We start from the raw sequence: 6,986 nt of genomic DNA on the forward strand, positions 1-6,986 counted from the left end.
GGTTGGTGCGGCGGCCGGTTGACTATTTGCGTTGCCACAACATTCGACGGCAACGCAGGAGATTGATATGAATTTCGACGGAAGCGTAGTGCCCATCATTGACCTCAATCCTGCGAGGACCGGGACGCCTGCAGAACGCCAGGCAGTGGCTGAACAGGTGGGGGAAGCGGCCCGCAGCATCGGCTTTCTCGTGGTGTCGGGACATGGCGTTCCTGCCGGGGTGATCGAGCGGGCGGAGAACGTCAGCAGGCGATTTTTCGATCTGTCCGGCGAGGACAAGGTCAAATACACCGCGCCAAGCGCGGATATCTATCGCGGTTATTTCGGCATCGAGACCGGGAATCTGGCCAGCACGATCGGCCAGGACGAGGCCAAACCCGATCATCGGGAATATTTCAACATCGGTCGCTTCGATCTCGACAAGAGCGACCCTTACTTCACCACGCCAACGGCAATGCGGATTTTCCGCGACAACATCTGGCCCGATCCAGACGTTCCCGAATTCCGTCCTGCGATCATCGATTACTATCGCGAGATGGAAGGCCTGGCAGCGCTCCTCATGGAATTGTGCGCGCGGGCGCTGCACCTGCCGCCGGACTGGTTTCAGGACAAGATCAACAAGCACATCACCAACATGGTGATCAGCAACTATCCCGACCAGCCGGAGATGCTGGAGGAAGGCCAACTGCGGGCAGGCGCGCATACCGATTACGGCGGGCTGACAATCCTCAAGACCGAGAACAAGCCGGGCGGTCTTGAAGTACAGACCGCTGATGGCCGCTGGGTGCCCGTGCCCATCGTGGCGGGAACCTTCATCATCAATCTGGGCGACCTCATGGCACAGTGGACTAACGACCAGTGGGTTTCCACCATGCACCGGGTCGTCAATCCGCCGCACGAAGAGGGCGTTGGCAGCCGCCGGCAGTCCTTGGTCTTCTTCCATCAGCCCAACTACGACGCGGTAATCGAGTGCATCCCGACCTGCGCCATCGGTCAGCCTGTGAAATATGCGCCGACCACATCGCTCGAGCATTTGGAAATGAAAATGAACCAAATGAACGACACACCGAAATTCAGGCAAGCGGACGCGGTTTGAGCACCCTCTGTACAGGAGTCTTCTCCAATGATCGTCTATACACCGCCCAAACCTGCCGAGTTCATTCCTGTCATAGATCTCGCACCGAGTTTCAATGGCGACAGCTCTGCGTGCAAAGCCGTTGCGTGGGAAATCCACAAGGCTGCCCGCGATACAGGTTTCTTCTACATCTCCGGACATGGCGTGCCCCGCGCCTTGATGGACGGGCAATTGGAACTCGCGCGGGAATTTTTCAGCCTGCCTTTGGAGGAAAAGCTGAAAGTCGATGCCCGTCATTCCAATTGCACGCGCGGATACGAGGCTCCGGGAGTGCAGACGCTTGATGACGGATCGCCGCCGGACCTCAAAGAGGGGTTTGTGATCGGGTGCGATCTGTCCGATGACCATCCTTATGTGCGCGCCGGTGTACCCAATTGCGGGCAAAACCAGTGGCCCCAGAATCTTCCGCATTTCCGCGAGCGGTACGAAGCCTACATTGCCGAAATGTTCCGCGTCGGCCGCCACCTGATGGGTCTGATTGCGCAGTCGCTCGATTTGCCCGGCGACTATTTTGAAGATTGCCTGCGAGAGCCACTCTTCAATGGCAGGCTGCTCAAGTACGGTCCTCAGCCGGTTGATGCCGCTTTCAACCAAATTGGTGCTGGTGCGCACACTGATTGGGGAATGATCACCATACTTCTGCAGGATGATGTTGGCGGCCTGGAAGTACAGAATGCAGCCGGGGACTGGATTTCCGCACCGCCGATCCCCGAGACTTTCGTCATTAACCTGGGCGAGATGGTCCGGATACTTACCAACGGCCTCTATCACTCCAACATGCACCGCGTCCGCAACAACCACAGCGGCCGTGACCGGTACTCGGTGCCGACGTTCTTCGATCCTGACTACTTTTACACGGTCCGCTGCGCCCCGACCTGCATGCCGGAAAACGGCAAACCAGATTTCAGAGAGATGACAGTCGGAGCCCACATCGCGGAAATGTACCGCAAGACCTATGGCCTGACCGCATAAGGAATCCACGCATGGTTGCGCTTACCTATGCCAATATATTCACTGCCGATATCGACCGGCTGGCTGACTTTTACAGTGGCCTTTTCGACCTTGATGAGATCCTGGAGAGCCGCTCGCCAATCTTTCGAGGTTTCCTCACCGGAGGATCATCGATTGGTTTCAGTGCGCCGGATGCCTACGATCTGCTTGGTCTGAAAGAGCAAGAACTGCCAGGTGACCGGGTACTCCTGACATTCGATGTCGAAAGCGAAGAAATGGTTCGCTCACTTACCGCCAAGGCCGCCCGGCTTGGAGCAAGCATTCTGAAGGAGCCATTCACGACCTACTATGGGTGGTTTCAATCTGTCCTGCGCGATCTGGATGGGAATGCATTCCGGATAAATTTCCACGGCTAGTTACCTTGGTTTTTGCCTATGAAGGCGAGCAGGACTGGGCTGCAAGTATCCCTGCTCGCCTCTAAATCCAACGGCAATTTATTATGCCTTGGAGTGGTGTATCATCTCGAATTTTCGTATCGGAAAGGCTCTATATCGTAGTTAGATGGCGTGATCGTAAATCTCATGAGGTTCAAATAATGCAGGCAGCTAGGGGTCCGGGCATGACTGCGGCGCTTGTCCCTAATCTCGCTATCCCTCGCAATTGCACTTTCGCACATGACGACTGGTTCATTCTAGCTCGTCATTGGTATCCCATCGCTCTTGCGCGCGAGGTGGGGCAGCGGCCTGTTGGAACCAAGCTGTTGGACCAGCCCCTTGTCATCTACCGCGCAGATGATGAACTCGTGGTCGCACCCGACATTTGCCCTCACCGCGGCGTGCCGCTTAGCATGGGCAAGCAAGTCCCCAGCGGCGTTGAATGTGCCTACCATGGGTTACGGTTTGGGCCGGCAGGTCAATGCACACACGTACCTGCCCATCCCAGCCGCGACATCCCGGCGCGAATGCACCTCGTCCCTTTTCCACACATCGAACGGTACGGCCTGATTTGGACTTGCCTCGACAGGTCAGTTGAGTGTCCGGAACCGGGAATGATTATTGACATGCCCCACTGGGGCGAGGCGGGCTACCAGTGCGTTGTCTGCCCTTCAGTTGACATCCACGCTTTCGCCGGGAGGCAAGTCGAAGGCTTCCTGGATGTCGCGCATTTTGCCTTTGTTCACAAGGAAACGTTTGGCGACCCAGACATCAGCGAAGTCCCGCCCTATTCACCGGTGCGAACCGAAAACGGCTTTGAGGCAGAGTATTGGAGCAGTGTGAGCAACTACCCCGTTGAGGATCACCGGCGTGCAATGCCGACGTTTCAATGGCTGCGTCACTTCCGTTGCCATCTGCCATTTAGCGCAACAATTGAGATTCACTTCCCCAATGACGGACGATTCGTAGTCATGAATGCGGCCTCCCCAGTCTCGGCGAAGGAAACGAGACTATTTGCGCCTACCTGCCGCAATTTCGATACAGATCGCCCCGAGGACGAAATTTACGAGTTCACCCGGAGGATTTTTGAGGAAGATAAGGCAATCGTAGAGGCACAGATACCGGAATGCCTTCCGCTTGATCCTGATCTGGAAGCCCACATTCCCGCCGACATGAGCTCGTTGATGTATCGCCGTGGTCTACGCGCGTTGGGGCTCGGTGAATTTTTCTATTGCTAGATGGATCAATTTAATTTCGACCCTTTCAAGACGCTCAGCAGGCGTTTTCAACGCTTCAGGTGCCGACAGTCTGCAATCCGATTTCTGTCTCCGTGCTTGCAAGCACGGACATTGAAATGTCAGTCCGGGAAGGTGGCTCACCCCGGCAACCGCGATACAGCCGCTTTCGGGGTGTGACACTGGCCTCGCTTAGCCCAGGTGCTTCACGAAGAACGGGATGAGCCTTTCCAGCGCCTGTCCGACGGGTTCGGTCTGATCGTAGAGGTCGTAGTGCGACCAGCCTTCGACGACGACCAGTTCCTTGTCTTTCGAGGCGGCGCGGCTGTGGATTTCGAGGCCATCACGATAGGCGCCGAAGCCGCCGGGCTTGTCGCCGACCACGACCATCATCGGCTGCGTCAGCAGGGTCTCGGCAAAGGCGAAGGCGTCCCACGCGATGGCTGGCGCCGCATGCGAGACCAGCATGCGGGTCCCCGATCCTTCCGCCACGCAGCGGTTGCGATAGTAGTCGGTCGCCTCGAGCACATCGATGTCGGTGATGCCGGCGGCCTTGCCCTCTTCGACACTGGCGGGAAGGAAGACGTTGACCAGTTCATCGCCGCCGGCGTTCTGGGCCGAACGCTGTGCGGCCATCCCTTCGAGCGCCGCGACGGGATCGAAGGCGCTGAAACCTTCGCGCATCAGGCGGCCGAAATTGACGCCGGTGATCGTGACCAGCGCCTTGATGCGCTTGTCGATGATCGTCGCCTTCACCGAGTAGCCGCCACCGCCGCAGACCCCGAGGATGCCGATCCTTTCGGGATCCACATAAGGGAGCGACTGGGCGTAATCGATGACGTCCCGATAGTCCTTCACGCGTTGTTCGGGGTCTTCGATCCAGCGCGGGCTTCCGCCGCTCGCACCCTGGAAGCTGGCGTCGGGCACGATGACCACGAAGCCGGCCCTGGCCAGCGCCTCGCCATAGACGTTTCCGGCGGTCTGTTCCTTACAGCTACCGATTGGGTGGTTGGATATAACCGCCGGATAGCGCTTGCTGGCGTCAAACGCGGGCGGGAAGTGGATGTTGGCGGCAATGTCCCAGTACATGCCGGGATTGCGAATGCTGACCGTTTCCATGAGATTTTCCTGTCTATTGGCCGAAGTCTGCTCGGTCACTGTGCGGCGGTCTCAACCGCTGCGCCTGCCGCAAGCCTGGCGTTGAAGAAGGTGCCGAGCACGGCAACCGCCTCTTCGACGAAGGCCGCGCCGTCATAAAGGTCCATGTGGTTGGCCCCTTCGACGACATACATCGCCTTGTCCGTTGCTGCGGCCCGGCCGAACAGGTCATCGCTCATCCACTTGCTACCCGCCACGGAGCCGGCGACGATCTGGAGCGGCTGCGTAAGGTAGACGTCAGCCATGTGGTAGGCATCGTAGGTGATGATCTGGTTGAGGCTGCGCAGCGTCGCGAAGCCTGGCGCGGTCGGATATTCGGCGCGCGGCGTATGGTAGTATTCCCAGGCCTGGCGCAGCTCCTCGTTCGGCGCGTCCGCTTCGCTCATCGGTGCTAGCGGCATGGTGGCAATGTTGCCACCGGCAGCATCGGCCGTGCGGGCGTTCGAGCTTGCCTCGACATAGGGCAGCGCATCGATCGAGCGGACGGAATTGTCCCAGCCGTTGCGGAACATCGAGCCGATATTGACCGCGCTGACGGTGCCCAGGGCCTTGATCCGGCGATCCTGGATGGCCGCGTTGACGGTGTAGCCAGCGCCCGCGCAAATGCCCATGGCGCCGATGCGATCCAGGTCGATGTAGGGCAGCGTGGAAAGGTGATCGATGACCGCGCTGACATCCTCGGTGCGGACATGCGGATTTTCGAGCTGGCGCGGCGCGCCGCCGCTTTCGCCCTGGTAGGACGCGTCATAGGCGACGGTGACGAAGCCGAGTTCGGCGAGCTTGCGCCCATAGGTCCCGGCCGTCTGCTCCTTCACCCCGCCACCGGGATGCGAGACGACGATAGCCGGGTAGCGGCGACTTGCGTCGAAGCCCTCGGGGAACGCGATGACGGCCGACATGATGATCGTCGGGTTGTTCGAATTGACGAAGCTGATCTTTTCCATTTCCAGTCTCCTGCGGGTCCCTCCCGCCTTGTTCGGCATGTGACCGGCATCTGGTCTGCATCTGGCCGGTTCCCTGCTGACGAGAGGCAATCTAGACCTTCGGAATTGATCCGATTAGACGGATAATTTGTATTGGTTCCATCATTGAGGTGATGAATGAGGCGCGACGAGATCGCCGATCTTGCGACGTTCGTGGTCGTGGCGGAAGAACGCAGCTTTACGCGTGCAGCCGCGCGTCTTGGCATGGCGCAATCCGCCGTCAGCCAGATCGTCCGACGCATCGAGGAGCGGCTTGGCGTGCGACTTCTGTCGCGCACTACGCGCAGTGTGGCGCCTACGGAAGCGGGAGAGCGCCTGATCGCGACACTGGGCCCAATGCTGCATGATCTCGATACTGCAGTGGCCTCACTCAGCGACTTGCGCGACCGCCCGACTGGCACGATCCGCATCACCAGCGTCGAGCATGCCGCAAAGACCATTCTGGTTCCGGCCATGAAGCACCTCCTGATCGACAACCCCGACATCACCGTGGAGATCAACATCGACTATGGCCTTGCCGATGTCGTAGCCGATCGCTTCGACGCGGGCGTCCGGCTTGGTGGCGAGATCGCCAAGGACATGATCGCCGTCCGCATTGGCCCGGACACGCCGATGGCGATTGTGGGGGCGCCCCAGTACTTCAGCCGATGTCCTCCACCAGCCTCGCCGGCCCGGCTCATCGACCATCGCGCCATCAATCTTCGCCTGCCGACCTCGGGCACACTCAACGGATGGCGTCTCGTCGGCGGAGGTCGGGAGACGCGCGTGCGCATCGACGGCCCGCTGGTGCTGAACTCGATCGACCTCATCCGGGATGCTGCCATCGACGGCCTCGGGCTTGCCTATCTCCCGCTAGACCAGGTCCAGCGCGACCTGAACGAGGGCCGCCTGATGCGGGTCCTCGATCGGTTCACGCCGGACCTACCGGGCTATCACCTCTATTACCCGCACCGCCGGCATGCCTCCGCCGCATTCACGATGTTGATCGATACTCTACGTCACCGAGGCTAGCCGAGGTCGACCCTTCCCGGATGCTCAGAGACATTTTGTTCATCCCCGGCTGCGGACCGACAGCTATTGGTTCCGGCAT

The 6,986-nt window shown here is 59.4% G+C and carries 7 protein-coding genes; 5 read left to right on the plus strand and 2 right to left on the minus strand.

What is annotated here, in order from left to right; genetic code table 11:
• The first annotated feature begins 67 nt into the window (after window positions 1-67).
• The 4 genes from NN5_RS14365 to NN5_RS27440 all read left to right on the plus strand — a co-directional run bounded on the left by NN5_RS14365 (window position 68) and on the right by NN5_RS27440 (window position 3,758).
• Window positions 68-1,096, plus strand: coding sequence for an isopenicillin N synthase family dioxygenase (locus tag NN5_RS14365; protein WP_067734784.1), 1,029 nt, complete (start codon window positions 68-70; stop codon window positions 1,094-1,096).
• 27 nt (window positions 1,097-1,123) lie between these two features.
• Window positions 1,124-2,107, plus strand: coding sequence for an isopenicillin N synthase family dioxygenase (locus NN5_RS14370; protein ID WP_067734785.1), 984 nt, complete (start codon window positions 1,124-1,126; stop codon window positions 2,105-2,107).
• A gap of 11 nt (window positions 2,108-2,118) precedes the next feature.
• Complete coding sequence (locus NN5_RS14375; RefSeq protein ID WP_067734786.1) at window positions 2,119-2,502, plus strand: VOC family protein; 384 nt, start codon at window positions 2,119-2,121, stop codon at window positions 2,500-2,502.
• A 203-nt stretch (window positions 2,503-2,705) separates the two neighbouring features.
• A complete protein-coding gene (locus NN5_RS27440; RefSeq protein ID WP_067734787.1) occupies window positions 2,706-3,758 on the plus strand; it encodes an aromatic ring-hydroxylating oxygenase subunit alpha in 1,053 nt (350 codons plus the stop codon).
• 189 nt (window positions 3,759-3,947) lie between these two features.
• Here NN5_RS27440 and NN5_RS14385 read toward each other — a convergent pair whose 3' ends face one another.
• Window positions 3,948-4,913, minus strand: a complete 966-nt coding sequence (locus NN5_RS14385) for an alpha/beta hydrolase (protein WP_217998657.1) — start codon at window positions 4,911-4,913, stop codon at window positions 3,948-3,950.
• Window positions 4,910-5,857: an alpha/beta hydrolase gene (locus NN5_RS14390; protein WP_067734789.1), complete on the minus strand. Its 948-nt coding sequence runs from the start codon at window positions 5,855-5,857 to the stop codon at window positions 4,910-4,912. Before NN5_RS14390 ends, NN5_RS14385 begins: the two co-directional genes overlap by 4 nt.
• Before the next feature lie 156 nt (window positions 5,858-6,013).
• On the opposite strand from NN5_RS14390, the gene NN5_RS14395 reads away from it, so the two are divergent.
• Window positions 6,014-6,907, plus strand: coding sequence for a LysR family transcriptional regulator (locus NN5_RS14395; RefSeq protein WP_067734790.1), 894 nt, complete (start codon window positions 6,014-6,016; stop codon window positions 6,905-6,907).
• The last annotated feature ends 79 nt before the right edge of the window (window positions 6,908-6,986 follow it).

It is taken from the genome of Novosphingobium naphthalenivorans NBRC 102051 (genome assembly GCF_001590985.1).
Lineage (GTDB): Bacteria > Pseudomonadota > Alphaproteobacteria > Sphingomonadales > Sphingomonadaceae > Novosphingobium > Novosphingobium naphthalenivorans.